At 43.5% G+C, this 15,026-nt stretch carries 15 protein-coding genes and 1 other RNA gene; 10 read left to right on the top strand and 6 right to left on the bottom strand.

The genetic code is table 11. The features are described 5' to 3' along the window. Nucleotides 1-115 precede the first annotated feature (115 nt). Nucleotides 116-499 carry a type IV pilin protein gene (locus BS19_RS20660; RefSeq protein WP_051686574.1) on the top strand — a complete coding sequence of 128 codons (384 nt, stop codon included), beginning with the start codon at nucleotides 116-118 and terminating at the stop codon, nucleotides 497-499. Between the two features lie 59 nt (nucleotides 500-558). On the opposite strand, the gene dnaJ is transcribed toward BS19_RS20660, so the two are convergent. From dnaJ to grpE, 4 genes are all read right to left on the bottom strand, one after another. Then, a complete protein-coding gene (gene dnaJ / locus BS19_RS18020) occupies nucleotides 559-1,704 on the bottom strand; it encodes a molecular chaperone DnaJ (protein WP_038177228.1) in 1,146 nt (381 codons plus the stop codon). 213 nt (nucleotides 1,705-1,917) lie between these two features. Next, on the bottom strand, nucleotides 1,918-3,828 hold the full coding sequence (gene dnaK, locus BS19_RS18025) for a molecular chaperone DnaK (RefSeq protein ID WP_038177229.1): 1,911 nt from the start codon (nucleotides 3,826-3,828) through the stop codon (nucleotides 1,918-1,920). Between the two features lie 235 nt (nucleotides 3,829-4,063). Then, complete coding sequence (locus BS19_RS18030; protein ID WP_038177230.1) at nucleotides 4,064-5,338, bottom strand: dicarboxylate/amino acid:cation symporter; 1,275 nt, start codon at nucleotides 5,336-5,338, stop codon at nucleotides 4,064-4,066. Nucleotides 5,339-5,627: 289 nt separating this feature from the next. After that, nucleotides 5,628-6,230 (bottom strand): nucleotide exchange factor GrpE, encoded by a 603-nt coding sequence (gene grpE / locus BS19_RS18035; RefSeq protein WP_157631209.1) that lies wholly within the window; start codon nucleotides 6,228-6,230, stop codon nucleotides 5,628-5,630. A 143-nt stretch (nucleotides 6,231-6,373) separates the two neighbouring features. Here grpE and nadK point away from each other — a divergent pair, with 143 nt between their 5' ends. The 3 genes from nadK (at nucleotide 6,374) to bamE (ending at nucleotide 9,611) form a co-directional block, all read left to right on the top strand. Next, entirely contained in the window at nucleotides 6,374-7,258 is an 885-nt protein-coding gene (gene nadK / locus BS19_RS18040) for an NAD(+) kinase (RefSeq protein ID WP_038177232.1), read from the top strand. Nucleotides 7,259-7,414: 156 nt separating this feature from the next. Further along, nucleotides 7,415-9,079 (top strand): DNA repair protein RecN, encoded by a 1,665-nt coding sequence (gene recN, locus BS19_RS18045; protein WP_038177233.1) that lies wholly within the window; start codon nucleotides 7,415-7,417, stop codon nucleotides 9,077-9,079. Between the two features lie 172 nt (nucleotides 9,080-9,251). Next, complete coding sequence (gene bamE / locus BS19_RS18050; protein ID WP_038177235.1) at nucleotides 9,252-9,611, top strand: outer membrane protein assembly factor BamE; 360 nt, start codon at nucleotides 9,252-9,254, stop codon at nucleotides 9,609-9,611. Between the two features lie 93 nt (nucleotides 9,612-9,704). On the opposite strand, the gene BS19_RS18055 is transcribed toward bamE, so the two are convergent. Together BS19_RS18055 and BS19_RS18060 are read right to left on the bottom strand one after the other, a co-directional pair. Beyond that, a complete protein-coding gene (locus tag BS19_RS18055; RefSeq protein WP_038177236.1) occupies nucleotides 9,705-10,052 on the bottom strand; it encodes an RnfH family protein in 348 nt (115 codons plus the stop codon). Then, nucleotides 10,042-10,485: an SRPBCC family protein gene (locus tag BS19_RS18060; protein ID WP_038177237.1), complete on the bottom strand. Its 444-nt coding sequence runs from the start codon at nucleotides 10,483-10,485 to the stop codon at nucleotides 10,042-10,044. The genes BS19_RS18055 and BS19_RS18060 overlap by 11 nt, the downstream gene beginning before the upstream one ends. Before the next feature lie 117 nt (nucleotides 10,486-10,602). Between BS19_RS18060 and smpB the strand changes: the two genes are divergently transcribed. The 6 genes from smpB to BS19_RS18085 all read left to right on the top strand — a co-directional run. Then, entirely contained in the window at nucleotides 10,603-11,088 is a 486-nt protein-coding gene (gene smpB, locus BS19_RS18065) for an SsrA-binding protein SmpB (RefSeq protein ID WP_038177239.1), read from the top strand. A gap of 66 nt (nucleotides 11,089-11,154) precedes the next feature. Further along, nucleotides 11,155-11,521: a transfer-messenger RNA gene (ssrA, locus tag BS19_RS20065) on the top strand. 188 nt (nucleotides 11,522-11,709) lie between these two features. Further along, nucleotides 11,710-12,897, top strand: coding sequence for a site-specific integrase (locus BS19_RS18070; RefSeq protein ID WP_245609308.1), 1,188 nt, complete (start codon nucleotides 11,710-11,712; stop codon nucleotides 12,895-12,897). Between the two features lie 215 nt (nucleotides 12,898-13,112). Beyond that, nucleotides 13,113-14,264 carry a site-specific integrase gene (locus BS19_RS18075; RefSeq protein WP_051686575.1) on the top strand — a complete coding sequence of 384 codons (1,152 nt, stop codon included), beginning with the start codon at nucleotides 13,113-13,115 and terminating at the stop codon, nucleotides 14,262-14,264. A gap of 15 nt (nucleotides 14,265-14,279) precedes the next feature. Next, complete coding sequence (locus tag BS19_RS18080; RefSeq protein ID WP_038177241.1) at nucleotides 14,280-14,705, top strand: hypothetical protein; 426 nt, start codon at nucleotides 14,280-14,282, stop codon at nucleotides 14,703-14,705. Nucleotides 14,706-14,772: 67 nt separating this feature from the next. After that, the coding region (locus tag BS19_RS18085) for an IS3 family transposase (protein WP_038177243.1) at nucleotides 14,773-15,026 on the top strand (254 nt) is incomplete at its 3' end.

Genomic DNA, 15,026 nt, shown 5'->3' on the forward strand with positions numbered 1-15,026 from the left:
TTTTCATCTTGTTGAGATGCTAACAGCTCTCAACAATAGGCGAACAATCATCCATAAAAGCTGGGAAACAATGAAAACGAATCACTGCAAACAGAGCACAACAAGAGTAATTGGCATGACATTGATCGAGTTAGTGATCGTTGTGGCTATCATCAGTCTACTGGCGGCCATCGCCTACCCTAACTATCAACGCTACCTACTGCGCGGCCAGCGCACCGCGGCTTTAGCCGACTTGGCGTTAATTCAGCTCGAAGTAGAACGAAATTATCAAACCAGTTACCTCCAAGCTAGCGAGGGCGTCATAACCCAAGGCCACTGCAATAGGTGTCAAAGTTCACCTCAGCAATACACATTGTCACTCTCGGCAACTGAAGATGACTACACCATCTCGGCCACCCCAATCGGCACCCAACGTAACGATCGCTGCGCCGAACTCAGTTATCAACAACTGTCGCTCGATCACGCAGGCAATCAACAACCGGCGAAATGTTGGAAATAGCCGATACAAAAAAGCCTGCACGAGGCAGGCTTTTGGGTTTTATATGCGTTAATACTTAATTAGCTAGTAAGGTCATCAAAGAACTTTTTTACGCCATTGAAGAAGCCTTCCGCTTTTGGCTTATGCTTAGTTGCCGCATCGCCACCACATGACTCTTCAAATTCTTTCAGCAGCTCTTTTTGACGTGAGCTTAAGTTCACTGGTGTTTCTACCACTAACTTAACAATCAGATCGCCAACACCGCCACCGCGAACCCCTTTAACACCTTTACCACGCATACGGAACATACGGCCCGTTTGTGTCTCAGTCGGCACTTTTAGGTTCACGCGACCATCTAGCGTTGGGACTTCGACTTCACCGCCTAATGCGGCCATAGCGAAGCTCACTGGCACTTCACAGTACAAGTTGTTGCCATCACGTTCAAAGATATTGTGTTCTTTGACGTGAACTTGCACATACAAGTCACCTGCTGGTGCGCCCATTTCGCCAGCTTCACCTTCGCCTGAAAGACGAATGCGATCACCAGTGTCAACGCCTGCTGGGATCTTAACGTTTAGCGTCTTGCTCTTTTGCGAACGGCCTTGACCATGACACACATTACATGGGTCTTTAATGATCTTGCCTTTACCATGACAGGTAGGACAGGTCTGTTGAACTGCAAAGAAACCTTGACGCATTTGTACTTGGCCGTGGCCATGACAGGTTCCACAGGTTTCTGGCGATGAGCCTTTCTTCGCACCACTACCTTCACAGCTATCGCAATGAACTAATGTGGGTACTTCGATCTCTTTAGAAACACCACGTACCGCTTCTTCAAGCGTGAGTTCCATGTTGTAACGTAGATCGGCACCACGTTGGGCACGATGTCCGCCGCCGCCACGACGACCACCACCAAAGATGTCACCGAATACGTCGCCAAAGATGTCGCCAAAGTCGGCCTGACCGCCACCAAAGCCGCCGCCGCCACCCATACCACCTTGTTCAAAGGCTGCATGGCCGTACTGATCATAAGCGGCTTTCTTTTGCGGATCGAGTAAGACTTCGTACGCTTCTTTTACTTCTTTAAACTTATCTGACGAGGTGTCATCACCCTGGTTGCGATCAGGGTGAAATTTCATCGCTAAGCGCTTGTACGCTTTCTTAATATCGCGCTCTGATGCATCGCGGCTTACGCCTAATACTTCGTAAAAATCACGTTTCGACATTTTCTTCGTCACCAATGTAGTACTGCAAGCAATGTGTCTTCCCATGCTTACTGTTAGCAGGGGCATCACTTGATGGTTGTATCATTCTAGATAAAGACTCGAGAGTTAACGTTCAAGAACCGTTATCTAGAATGACAACTAAGTTACAAACATACGGGCGTATGAGTTTCCTCAAACGCCCGCATTAAAGTTAAGTGCAGTTAGAATCAAGAATTATTTCTTGTCTTCCTTCACTTCTTCGAACTCAGCATCAACAACATCGTCGTCTTGCTTAGGCTGTTCGCCCGCTTCCGCACCTTGTTGAGCTTGAGCTTGCTGCTGAGCGATTTCCATCAGCTTTTGAGCCGCTGTCATAAGTGCTTGGACTTTAGCGTCGATCGCTTCTTTGTCTTCGCCTTTACGTGCGTCTTCTAGCTCCGAGATAGCTGCTTCAATCTTCTCTTTCTCGTCAGCTGGAAGAGCGTCACCCGCTTCTTCAACTTGCTTACGAGTACCGTGAATCATTTGGTCAGCTTGGTTACGTGCAGTAGCTAACTCTTCGAACTTCTTGTCCGCTTCTTTGTTAGCTTCTGCTTCTTGTACCATTTTCTCGATGTCTTCATCGCTTAGACCGCCAGAAGCTTGGATAGTAATCTTCTGCTCTTTACCAGTCTGCTTGTCTTTCGCCGATACGTGAAGGATACCATCCGCATCTAGGTCGAAAGTTACTTCGATTTGTGGCATGCCGCGTGGTGCAGGCTGAATACCTTCTAGGTTAAATTGACCTAGAGACTTGTTGTACATTGCCTGCTTACGCTCACCCTGTAGAACATGGATAGTTACCGCGTTCTGGTTGTCTTCTGCTGTAGAGAAGACTTGGTTCGCTTTTGTTGGGATAGTGGTGTTCTTCTCAACTAGCTTAGTCATTACGCCGCCCATAGTCTCGATACCTAGAGACAGAGGAGTAACGTCTAGCAGAAGAACATCTTTCACTTCACCCGCAAGGACACCACCTTGAACCGCAGCACCCATCGCTACCGCTTCATCAGGGTTCACGTCGCGACGTGCTTCTTTACCGAAGAATTCTGCTACTTTCGCTTGAACCATAGGCATACGAGTCTGACCACCTACTAGGATTACATCATTGATGTCACCCACAGATAGGTCTGCGTCAGCTAGAGCAACTTTCAATGGCTCTAGAGAACGTTGCACTAAGTCTTCAACGAGCGATTCTAGCTTCGCACGTGTCACTTTGATGTTCATGTGCTTAGGACCCGTCGCATCAGCAGTCACGTATGGCAGATTCACATCTGTTTGCGTTGTAGAAGAAAGCTCAATTTTCGCTTTTTCTGCTGCTTCTTTCACACGCTGCATCGCAAGCGGATCAGTTTTTAGGTTGATACCTTGTTCTTTTTTGAACTCGTCAACCAAGTAGTTGATTAGACGGTTATCAAAGTCTTCACCACCTAGGTGTGTGTCACCGTTAGTTGCAAGTACTTCGAATGTTTTCTCGCCTTCAACTTCATCAATTTCGATAATTGAGATATCGAATGTACCACCACCAAGGTCGTATACCGCGATTGTGCGGTCGCCGCCTTTCTTATCAAGACCGTAAGCAAGCGCTGCTGCTGTTGGTTCGTTGATGATACGTTTAACTTCTAGACCTGCAATACGGCCAGCATCTTTAGTTGCTTGACGCTGAGCATCGTTAAAGTATGCAGGTACTGTGATAACCGCACCTGTTACTTCTTCACCAAGAAAGTCTTCAGCCGTTTTCTTCATTTTCTTAAGAACTTCAGCAGAAACCTGAGGCGCTGCCATTTTTTGGCCTTTCGCTTCTACCCAAGCGTCACCGTTATCAGCCTTAACAATTTTGTATGGCATGATTTCGATATCGCGCTGAACTTCTTCATCTTCAAAGCGACGACCGATTAGACGCTTGATTGCAAATAGCGTGTTTTCAGGGTTTGTAACTGCTTGACGTTTTGCTGGCTGACCGACTAACGTCTCACCGTCTGTGTATGCAATTACCGATGCGGTGGTGCGCTCACCCTCTGCGTTTTCAATTACGCGTGGTTTGTCGCCGTCTAATACAGCAACACATGAGTTAGTAGTACCTAAGTCAATACCAATGATTTTACCCATCAGGCTATCTCCGAATAAATGTCTATTTTCGTTTTGCTCTACCCCCTATGTGGGGGACGTAGGATCGGGTTTCAACCCTTGCTCACAAACAAAAATAATGATGTTTGCTTCTCTATGCACAATAGATAAGGGCGACAAATGGCTTTTCAAGGGACAAAGCAAAAAAAAATGTGCTTTTTTGCTGAAAAACAAAAGCGAGGCACTCGGCCTCGCTTGATAAAAACGTTGTCGCGGATTACGCGTTTGCTTGAGCGGGCTCAGCTTCAACCTTTTCAGGTTTACCGATTTCACCTTCTGATTTTGCGACAATCGTGTTGACCGCAGTGTCGCCAACCACGTTTGAAGACGTACAGAACATATCATTGATACGGTCAACAGCGGCAATAATTGCTAAACCTTCTGGCGGTAAACCCAGTTGGTGAAGCAGAACCCCAACCATAACCACACCACCACCAGGAACACCACCAGCACCAATGGACAGTAGCAAGATAGTTAGACCCAAAGTGAATAGGTCCGCACTGTTGATTGGCTGACCAAATGCGTTGGCAACAAAGATAGTCGCCAGCGCAATATAGATAGACACCCCTGACATGTTCATTGTTGCGCCTAGTGGTACACCAAAACCTGCCACTGATTTAGATACGTTCAGCTTTTCAGTCAAAGTACGCATAGTCACTGGAATCGTTGCGTTCGAGCTTGCTGTTGATAGTGAGAACAAGATCTGCTCACGTGTCGCACGCAAGAAAGCTTTTGGTGACGTGCCTGTCGCAAGTCCTACCGCCATTGGGTAGAAGAAGAAAATCCAGAACACTAGCATAGCAACAACAAGTGCTACATAACCGGCAACAGACATTAGCGTATTTGCATCTAGCGTTGCACCTAGCTGGATCATTAGCGCAAAGACACCGTATGGCGCAAGGCTCATGACAAGGCCAACTAACTTCATCATGATTTCGTTCGCCATTTTGAACGTACGGATAGCAGGGCCACCACGTGAATCAAGCGCTTGAATCGCCAGACCAGTCAAAATCGCCATGAAGATAATTTGCAGCATGTCACCGTTAGCAAACGCCTGAACAGGGTTGCTTGGTACAATGTTAACCACTAATGAGAAAATATCCGGCGTTTCAGTCGTGGTTAATTTAACGGTTTCTGAAATCGTACCCGCAAGGTTTGCATCCGCGCCCGGTTGGAAAATCATCCCAACGGTCAGGGCTGCCGTAATCGCAATGATGGTATTGATAATGTAAAGAGCAAAAGTTTTACCACCAAGGCGACCAAAAGCAGTGATGTCTTTAAGGTCAACGATACCGCACACAATTGAAACATAGACCAAAGGTACAACAAGCAATTTGATCAACGATACAAACATACCGCCAGCACCTTCAGCTGTACCTAAAAGGTAAGTGTCAAAAATTGCTACACCGCTAAATAAGTACTGGATGGCGGTACCAATCACAAGACCAGCAAACAAGCCTACAAAAATCTTGCTCGAAAGGGATTTATCCATCATTCATCTCCAGAATGTTGTGTTTATAATTTATGATTTTATAGTTTATTCCGCCATTTTTCTTAGCGGAGTTCGCACATAGTACACATTGAGTTTACAAAATAAAGACTTTGTTTACGATAATGTTACAAGTTTCAAATCAGAAATTAATTTTATTACAAACTAAAAATCAAGAATGATTCACCAAATCAGATAGTTGCAAGACCGTACGGAATCTGGTCTGACAGGATAAAAAAAAGAGAGGCTAAGCCTCTCTTTTATCAATTAAACCAATTGATTCATATGCAGATTATTTGGCAACCATCACCATGGCAGGACGAATCAAACGACCGTTTAACTCATAGCCTTTCTGCATAACAAACATCACGGTGTTTGCTTCATGATCTGGGCTTTCTTGAATTGACATTGCTTGGTGCAACTCTGGATTGAATGTCTCACCCTCTGGATTGATCTCTTTAAGGCCAAACTTAGACACAACATCAGCAAACGTTTTGTGCGTCAGCTCGACACCTTCAAGTAACGGTTTAATCGCTTCATTTTCGGTATCAGCCGCTTGAATGGCACGCTCTAGGTTATCGATCACTGGCAACAGCTCTTCTGCGAACTTGTTCAGTGCGAATTTGCGCGCTTTATCAATTTCTTGCTCAGAGCGGCGACGCATATTTTCTACTTCAGCTTTTGCACGTAGAACGCTGTCTTGTTGCTCTTGAACTTTTGCTTCGCTTGAAAGCAGCGCTGCTTCTAATTGAGCAATCTTCACTTCTTTCTCATCTAGCTCAGTTTCCTCGTTCCATTCGATATCAGCATCAGTACCCACAACTTCTGCTTCTTGCTCAACTTCCTGCTGTTGTTGTAGCTCTTCTTCTTTGATCTTGTTTTCTTCGTTGCTCATGATATCTCCAGAATTCATATCAACCGACCTCAATACATCACGTTTATTATATTGAGATACACAAAAATTCGCATAAATAGTTAACTTGCCATTATTATGGGGATGAAGATTGTCGATTCAAGCCTATTTGGTGCGGAAAACCTATGAAAAAACCTTTTGAAGTGATCGCCATCATTGGAAAACCTAGAGATCAGCAAGCGATAGCGACCCATAGAGAGCTATACATCTGGCTTCAAGACCAAGGTTACAAGGTCTATATCGATGATCGTTTGAGCGAGATTTTAGATGATATTCCAAGCGATGATTTTGCCAGCTTAATTCAATTAGGCCAAATGGCCGATCTCGCCATCGTGGTCGGCGGTGATGGAAACATGCTTGGCGCGGCGCGTGTACTGTCGAGATTTGATATCTCGGTCATTGGTGTCAACCGTGGCAACTTGGGCTTTTTGACCGACCTCAACCCTGAAGACTTCCACGCTACACTGTCTGCGGTTCTTGGTGGTGATTACATCGAAGAAGAGCGTTTTTTACTTGAGGCCGAAATACATCGCCACGGTCAGGTAAAAAGCCATAATGCTGCCCTCAATGAAGCAGTGCTCCACCCAGGCCAAGTCGCGCGAATGATTGAGTTTGAAGTCTACATCGATGACAGTTTTGCTTTCTCGCTGCGTGCCGATGGCTTAATTGTTTCAACGCCGACCGGCTCAACCGCTTACTCTCTCTCTGGCGGAGGCCCGATTTTATCTCCTAGCCTTAACGCAATCTCTTTGGTGCCTATGTTCCCACATACCCTGTCGAGCCGACCATTGGTTGTCGATAGTAAGCGCCACATCAAACTTATCGTTTCACCGGATAACCGTGGGGCGCAAGAAGTCAGTTGCGATGGCCAAGTTTCGCTGCCGGTCTCTCCTGGTGATGAAGTGCATATTTATCAAAGCCCTAATGGCCTCAAGCTGATTCATCCTAAGGACTACAGCTACTATCACGTCTTGCGTAATAAGTTAGGCTGGTCGAGTAAGTTATTTTAGTGCCGCGTGCGCAAGACAAACCCGCAGCTTCGGGTTGACGCCGCCGAACACTTTAGAACCTGATCACAAAATTTTTGGTCTGGAACTTTACTGTATAAAGAAACAGTATATACTGTTTTCTTATACAGTATTGTTCATTAAAACAGGTACAACAAAATGCTGGCTCATCTAAGTGTTAATAATTTTGCAATTGTTAAGTCTCTACAGCTAGAGCTATCCACCGGTATGACAACCATCACGGGCGAAACAGGTGCGGGTAAATCAATCGCTATCGATGCCCTTGGGCTTTGTCTAGGCGGACGCGCGGAAGCCAGCATGGTAAGACAAGGCGAAGAAAAAACCGAAGTTAGTGCGGCTTTTTCGCTTGAGAACAACCTTAACGCCACTCGATGGTTAGAAGACAATGACTTACTCGATGGTAGTGACTGCATTTTACGTCGCATAATCAGTAAAGAAGGTCGTTCACGCGCCTTTATTAACGGCAGTCCAGTTCCCCTTTCTCAATTAAAATCACTTGGACAACTGCTGATCAACATCCACGGCCAACATGCACACCATCAACTGATGAAGAGCGAGTATCAAATGGCGATGCTTGATCAGTACGCAGGCCATAGCAACTTGCTGAAAAGCACACGTAACGCCTATCAGTCGTGGCGTCAGGCCGATAACCAACTTAAGCAACTTAAAGAAAACAGTGCCGCTAACATGGCTCAGAAGCAGTTGCTTGAATACCAAATCAAAGAACTTAATGAACTTTCTCTTGGCGAGGATGAATATGAAGAACTCGAACAAGAACACAAACGCCTATCCAATAGCGGTGAACTTGCCTCTACCTGTCAGCACGCCATCGAACTTATTTACGAAGGTGAAGAAGTTAATGCGCTTGGTATTTTGCAATCGGCCAATCACGCCCTAATTCAGTTAGCTGAGCTTGATGATCACTTAGCCGAACTACCGAACATGGTTACTGAAGCGATCATTCAAATTGAAGAGGTTAACAGTGAATTACGTAACTACTTAGATAATATCGACGTTGACCCAGCGCGCATGGCCTTTGTCGAAGAACGTTTTTCTAAAGTGATGTCTATCTCCAGAAAACATCATGTCATGCCAAACGAGCTCTATCCACATCAGCAAGATTTGCTCGCCCAGATTGAACAACTCGACTGCTCGGAAGAACGTATCGAAGAGCGACAACAAGAGGTTGAAGCCAAGTATCAAGCGTTCTTAACTGCGTCAGAAAAACTGCACAAATCACGCTTACGTTACGCCAAAGAATTAAACAAGCTTATTACCGCTAGCATGCACGAACTGAGCATGGAAAAAGCGAAATTTAGTATTGAGGTATGTAACGAAGGCGCACACCCCTCTCCGCTCGGGATGGATAGCGTCTGCTTTGTGGTTTCTACCAACCCAGGTCAACCAATGCAGCCCATCGCTAAAGTGGCATCAGGGGGAGAGCTTTCACGTATTTCACTCGCTATTCAGGTGATTACCGCGCAGAAAGTCGAAACGCCGAGCCTAATCTTCGATGAAGTTGATGTCGGCATCAGTGGCCCGACGGCTGCGGTAGTTGGTAAAATGTTGCGTAAACTCGGACAATCAACTCAGGTAATGTGTGTCACGCACTTGCCTCAAGTGGCTGGATGTGGTCATCAGCAGTTGTTTGTTGCTAAGCAAACCAAAGCAGGTAAAACAGAAACCCAAATGCACCGTCTTGATGATGATCAGCGCGTAACCGAGCTCGCTCGCCTGCTCGGTGGCAGCGAAATCACAGACTCAACACTAGCCAATGCCAAAGAGCTATTGATTGCCGCTTAGTCTAACTCTACGAGCCAAAGCTGTTTTTATGGGCAATTTTGGCTCTACTTTGCAACCAAATTCAAAAATCATGGTCTCAAACTACGCAAAACGCGTTCAGCTTTTTACTTTGGCCGCTAGCTTGTTTATTATCGGCTGAGTTTGATCATTATCCGTTACAAAGAATTTAAGTATGCAATTTAAAAAGTGGCTTATCGCTGTACCACTCGCAATGACAATGCTGACAGGCTGCTCTTTACTAGAAAAGCTTGTGTACCGCATTGATATAAACCAGGGCAACTATGTTGAACAAAGCGCAGTCGAACGACTCAAGTTCGGAATGACCAAAGAGCAAGTTCGTTATGTTCTGGGCTCGCCGATGCTCGTCGAAAATGGTTACCCAGACATTTGGTACTACATTTACCACCATACTGAAGGCCACAACGACTCGATTCAAAAGAACCTGATTGTTGATTTCAATGATAACGGTCAGTTAGTTAGTATTTCTGGTGACTTCACGCCAAGTAATGATTTCTTCGAAAGCATTAACTAAGCGAGTAGCGAGAAATTAAAAAGGGTTGACGTTTTGCGTCAACCCTTTCTTTTTGGACGAGATATCTCTGTTTAACAACCAAAGCGTCTTGCTTTAAGTCTCTTTCTTCGACGGTGATTTCTTACTGACAGCCTCAGCATCACTTGCCGCCTTAGCTTGCTCGGCACGCTTACGACGAATTTCTTTTGGGTCAGCCAACAACGGGCGATAAATCTCTATCCGGTCTCGATCATTTACTGTCGCATCGAGCTTAATATTACGGCTAAACACGCCTACCTTATTCTTGGTTAAGTCTATTTCAGGGTACAACTCAAGCACGCCCGATTGAGCGATGATCTCTTCAACGGTCATCTCTTTATTAACCACTAGCATAAAAACACGCTGCTCGTGAGGCAGTGCGTACACCACCTCAACATGAATCATATTCGACTCAATACTCATAAATTGGATACACCTGCTTTGCGCGCTTAGTGAATGCATTGACCATATTGCTGGTCAATTCGTTGAAAATTTTGCCAAACGCCATTTCTATCATCTTACTTGAAAATTCGAACTCGAGTTTTAGCTCAACTTTGCACGCCTGTTCATCAAGTGGGGTAAAAAACCAACCGCCTTTTAGCGTCTTAAAGGGGCCATCAACCAAATTCATGATGATCGCTTCACCATGAATCAGCTCATTGGCTGTGGTAAACGTTTTGCTGATCCCAGCTTTAGCCACATCAACCGAAGCCACCATTGCATTTGAGCTCGACTCAATCACACGTGAACCCGAACACCCCGGCAAGAACTCCGGATAACGGTCTACATCGTTCACTAGATTGAACATCTGCTGTGCACTAAACGACACCAATGCAGAACGGCTAACTTGCTTCATATCGACTCCTCGTAATACAGCCTGAACCTCAAGCATGAGCTAATTTTACTTTTATTTGCACCAAGCGCAAATAAAGGGATTTCATAACCTCACTCGTACCCGTATAATGCACCCATTATGGTAAAGAAAAAATCCAAACAAAAAGCGGGTAGCAATACCATCGCTGTCAATAAGAAAGCTCGCCACGAATATTTTATCGATGATGAAATTGAAGCAGGCTTAGAGCTACAAGGCTGGGAAGTTAAGTCACTTCGTGAAGGCAAAGCCAATATCGCAGAAAGCTACGTCTTTATGCGTGACGGAGAAGCCTTTGTCAGTGGCATGACTATTACTCCATTAAACCAAGCATCAACACACGTTGTGGCTAACCCAACGCGTGTTCGTAAGCTACTTTTAAGTCGTCGTGAACTCGATAACTTACTGGGCCGCGTCAACCGCGAGGGTATGACATTAGCAGCGCTATCGCTCTATTGGTCTCGCTCTTGGGTGAAGATGAAAATCGGTGTTGCCAAAGGTAAGAAGCTGCACGACAAACGTACTGATCTTAAAGAAAAAGATTGGGCTCGAGAAAAAGCACGGGTAATGAAGAGCTCGCTGCGTTAATATTGAGCACTTAAACGCATTAAGCTAGACAGGTAACACTTTTCTGGTACTATGCGTACAACACTTGGGGCTGATTTAGGATTCGACAGGAATTTTGAAGTCTGAGGTGCATGCCGTGGGGCGGTTTGCCACGTAAAAAGCCGCAAAAAAATAGTCGCAAACGACGAAAACTACGCACTAGCAGCTTAATAACCTGCTCAGAGCTCTCTCGCCCTAGCTTCCGCACGTAAGACGGGGAATAACGAGGGATCAAATCCAAACGCGCTAGCCCGGATTCTCCCGCCTGAGAGGTGAACGGCGAATTTTAATTCAGGATAGCTTTTGACTGGCGTGTCGGTTCGCAGGTCACTGGTGAAATTAAAGATCGACTAAGCATGTAGTACCAATGATGAATGGTTCTTGGACGCGGGTTCAAATCCCGCCAGCTCCACCAAACGTTTGGAAAGGGCGGTAACTCTTTGAGTTATCGCCCTTTTTGTTTCTAAGCTATGAGTTTTTGCAGTTTTGTACTAAAAGTAGGTACTAAACATGCGCTATCTCAAACTGAGCAAAACTGGAATCTGGGTATTTAGATTTCAGATCCCAAAATCAAAGCGCCATCATTTCGAAAATAGATACGAGGTGAAAAAGCACCTCAAGGCCACCACCAAAGCCCAAGCTCAACTTCAAGCTCTACAGCTAGAGCTTGAGATTAGGGGTAAACTTAACTCTTCATCCTCTTTATCAAATGAAGCACCTCCTCTCCAGTATTCACTTGGAAGAACACGTCAGCCAAAGACTAAACATAGTCCATTAAAATGCCTCGAGGACTATAAGGCATACAAATCCTCGTACATATCTAACAAGTCCATCATGGGAGCTGTTGCCAAATGTAAGTTGGTTCTTTTGCTTTCAGGACAAGACCACATATCGTCAATACGTAGATCTGATGCTGAGCGAGTTAGACAGCTGCTTTCAAAACTACCATCCAATATTAAAAAACATCGCCAATTTAGCGGACTTTCACCCTCTCAAGCTATTAACCTTAATGAGGATCTTCAGCTTCCAACTATTTCTCAAAACAGTGTAAAAGACTATATCCAGAAAGCATCTTCATTTTTTGAATGGTGTGTTCAAATGGAACTAACGGACGTAAATCCATTTAAAGGTTTTAAATTTCGTAGTGATAAAAAGATAAGCCAATCAAAGCATGCATACTCTAATGAAGACCTTAGAAAACTGTTTGGCTCTTCAATCTATTTAAAACACGACTTCAAACACCCATACCAGTTTTGGCTTCCACTATTAGGCCTCTATACAGGGGCAAGATTGAATGAACTCTGTCAACTTCACACTAACGATGTTGTTGAGATCAATAATGTCTGGTGCATATCAATAAATGCTGACACTTCGGACAAAAGACTAAAAAATGTAAACAGTGAAAGATTAGTTCCCTTACATAAAACTTTGAAGGAACTTGGTTTTATAGATTTCGCAAAGAAAAAGCCATCACAACGTATTTTTGATGAATTAAAACTAGAACGGGATGGTTATGGTACTAGCGCTTCAAAATGGTTCGGTCGGTATAAAAGCTCACTTGGATTTACTAGAGGCTATGACTTCCACTCTCTACGTCATACTTTCGCAAGTAGCTTAAAGAATGCGTTGGTACCAGAAATATTAGCCAATGAGCTTCTTGGCCACACCCAATCGACCATTTCATATGAACGTTACGGAAAGGAAATTGATATATCGACCAAAGCTGATGCGGTAAATTCCATTTCAAGCGTATCTAGTAAACATATAGAACGATTTTTTAGATTGCCCTGATTAATAGATTAAAACTTATACAAGCAAAAAAAGCTTACTAGCATTTTTTGCTTGTACTTTCAATAAAAAAAGTAAGATCAAAGTCACAAAAACAAAGCAAGAGCAGTCTTATTGAACAAAATACAACCAACAAGCTCTTTTAAATAAAAGTTGATAGGTTATAGTGCTCCGCATGAGAGGGCCCTCTCCATTATTTATCGAAAAATGGAGAACTCATGTTTACTCAAATAAAAAGGAAAATCAGATTTGTTGTTAAATCTTTGATTACAACAATCCGGTCAGTATGTTCACCCATTCGAAGGTGTGAATTACATACAGAGTCTTTAAATACACTGATTAAAAAGTATATTGATTACAAGAAAAGGGATAATGAACTATCCCAAAAAACAATAGAAGGTATTGAATTTAACCTTATAAGAGTTTCTCAAATATGGGGAAAACATGATTTAAGAGAAATGAATAGGGAAGATGCAGAAGAAATTAGAGACTGTCTATATAAATACCCCAAGAACTATAAAAAGAACCCTATATTAAGAAACCTACAAGGTCTCAACCTGATTAAAGAGGCTAATATATTAGGTTCTCAAGCAATCAGTAATAGATCAGTAAAAAAGTGTGTACAGGAATTTTCATCATTTTGTAATTGGGCAGTTCAAAGGGATTATATTGATAAAAATTACTTCTACCGTCTTAAAACAAGAAGAGCAAACGCTACTGACGTTAGATACAAGCTTGACGACAATGACATCAATCTAATTTTTGGCATGTCTGACTACGAGAAGGGCTTTTTCTTTCACACCTATTATTACTGGATACCCCTTCTACTGAGGTTCACAGGAGCAAGGCTTAACGAGCTATGCCAATTAAACACAGATGATATCGTCCAATATGAAGATATTTGGGGAATAAGAATCGGCAATGAATTTGTAGGACAACGAGTTAAAAGCCCAAACTCAGTTCGTTTTGTACCTATTCATAACAAACTATTAGATCTTGGATTCATTGATTTTGTTCAATCTAGAAGAGAGCGAACCATGCTATTTGAAGGGCTATCTCTTAGTGAAGGTTACTACTCTTCGTCTGCTTCTAAATGGTTTGCGAGACGAAGAGAGGAACTTGGTATTGAGAAAGGTAAATGTGCTCACTCATTTAGACACAGTTTTATAGACGAATTGAAACAAAAAGGAATTGGACTAGATATCATTAGAGAATTGGTTGGTCATAGTTCGAATTCAATTACAACAAGTGTATACAGTCGTTCATATAACGCAAGGATATTAAGCTTAGCCATAAATAACATCTGCTCTTCACACGTAGAAAAGATAAAAGAGTATAAAAGCCCAGACTACAAATTTCGTGAAATTTAGATAAGGAATAACGTTTTGCTTGATAGAATTAAAAACAATTTAAGAATGATTTTTAGAACAGATTCGAACATTATCGATGAAAGAAATAAAGACTCAGAGGTTGAGCCACCTATATCAGGAGAATATACAGAGGACACCTCAAAAACCAAACATTTAAAAGAAGCTCACTCTTCCAACACTTCTCGTAGTACACATTGTTATGACGAAAGTGAAGAGCTTGTAAAAGTACTTCCTTCGCTTAGAGAAGAAGGCCTATATGGTCTATTAGGTAGTGCAGCCAAGACTCTTTGTTCAGGGTTTAGAGCTCAACCAGAATTAGTAATGTTGTCGTTGATGGTAAGAATATGTTCATCGATTCCAAAGGGCCAAGTAGCGTTCAGAAATGGTGCCATGATTACCGAACTACGAATGAACGGTATATCAATAATGCAAACAGTGTAGTGGCATAGTGAATTTGGTCACTTAGTTAGAGGTGATATCATCACCTCATAAGTTAACAGGTGACACTATGACAAAACGCACAAGACGACTATTTAGCGCAGAATTTAAGTTAGAAGCAGCGCAGTTAGTCCTAGACCAGAACTACTCAGTGACTGAAGCAGCCCAAGCCATGAATGTGGGTAAATCCACGATGGATAAATGGGTTCGCCAACTTAGAGGAGAGCGCCAAGGGAAAACACCGAAAGCTTCTCCTATGACCCCTGAGCAAATAGAAATTCGGGAATTGAAAAAGAAGTTGGCTCGCCTTGAAGAGCATAATGA

Origin of the sequence: Vibrio pacinii DSM 19139, from assembly GCF_000711795.1 — a bacterium.
GTDB classification, from domain to species: domain Bacteria; phylum Pseudomonadota; class Gammaproteobacteria; order Enterobacterales; family Vibrionaceae; genus Vibrio; species Vibrio pacinii.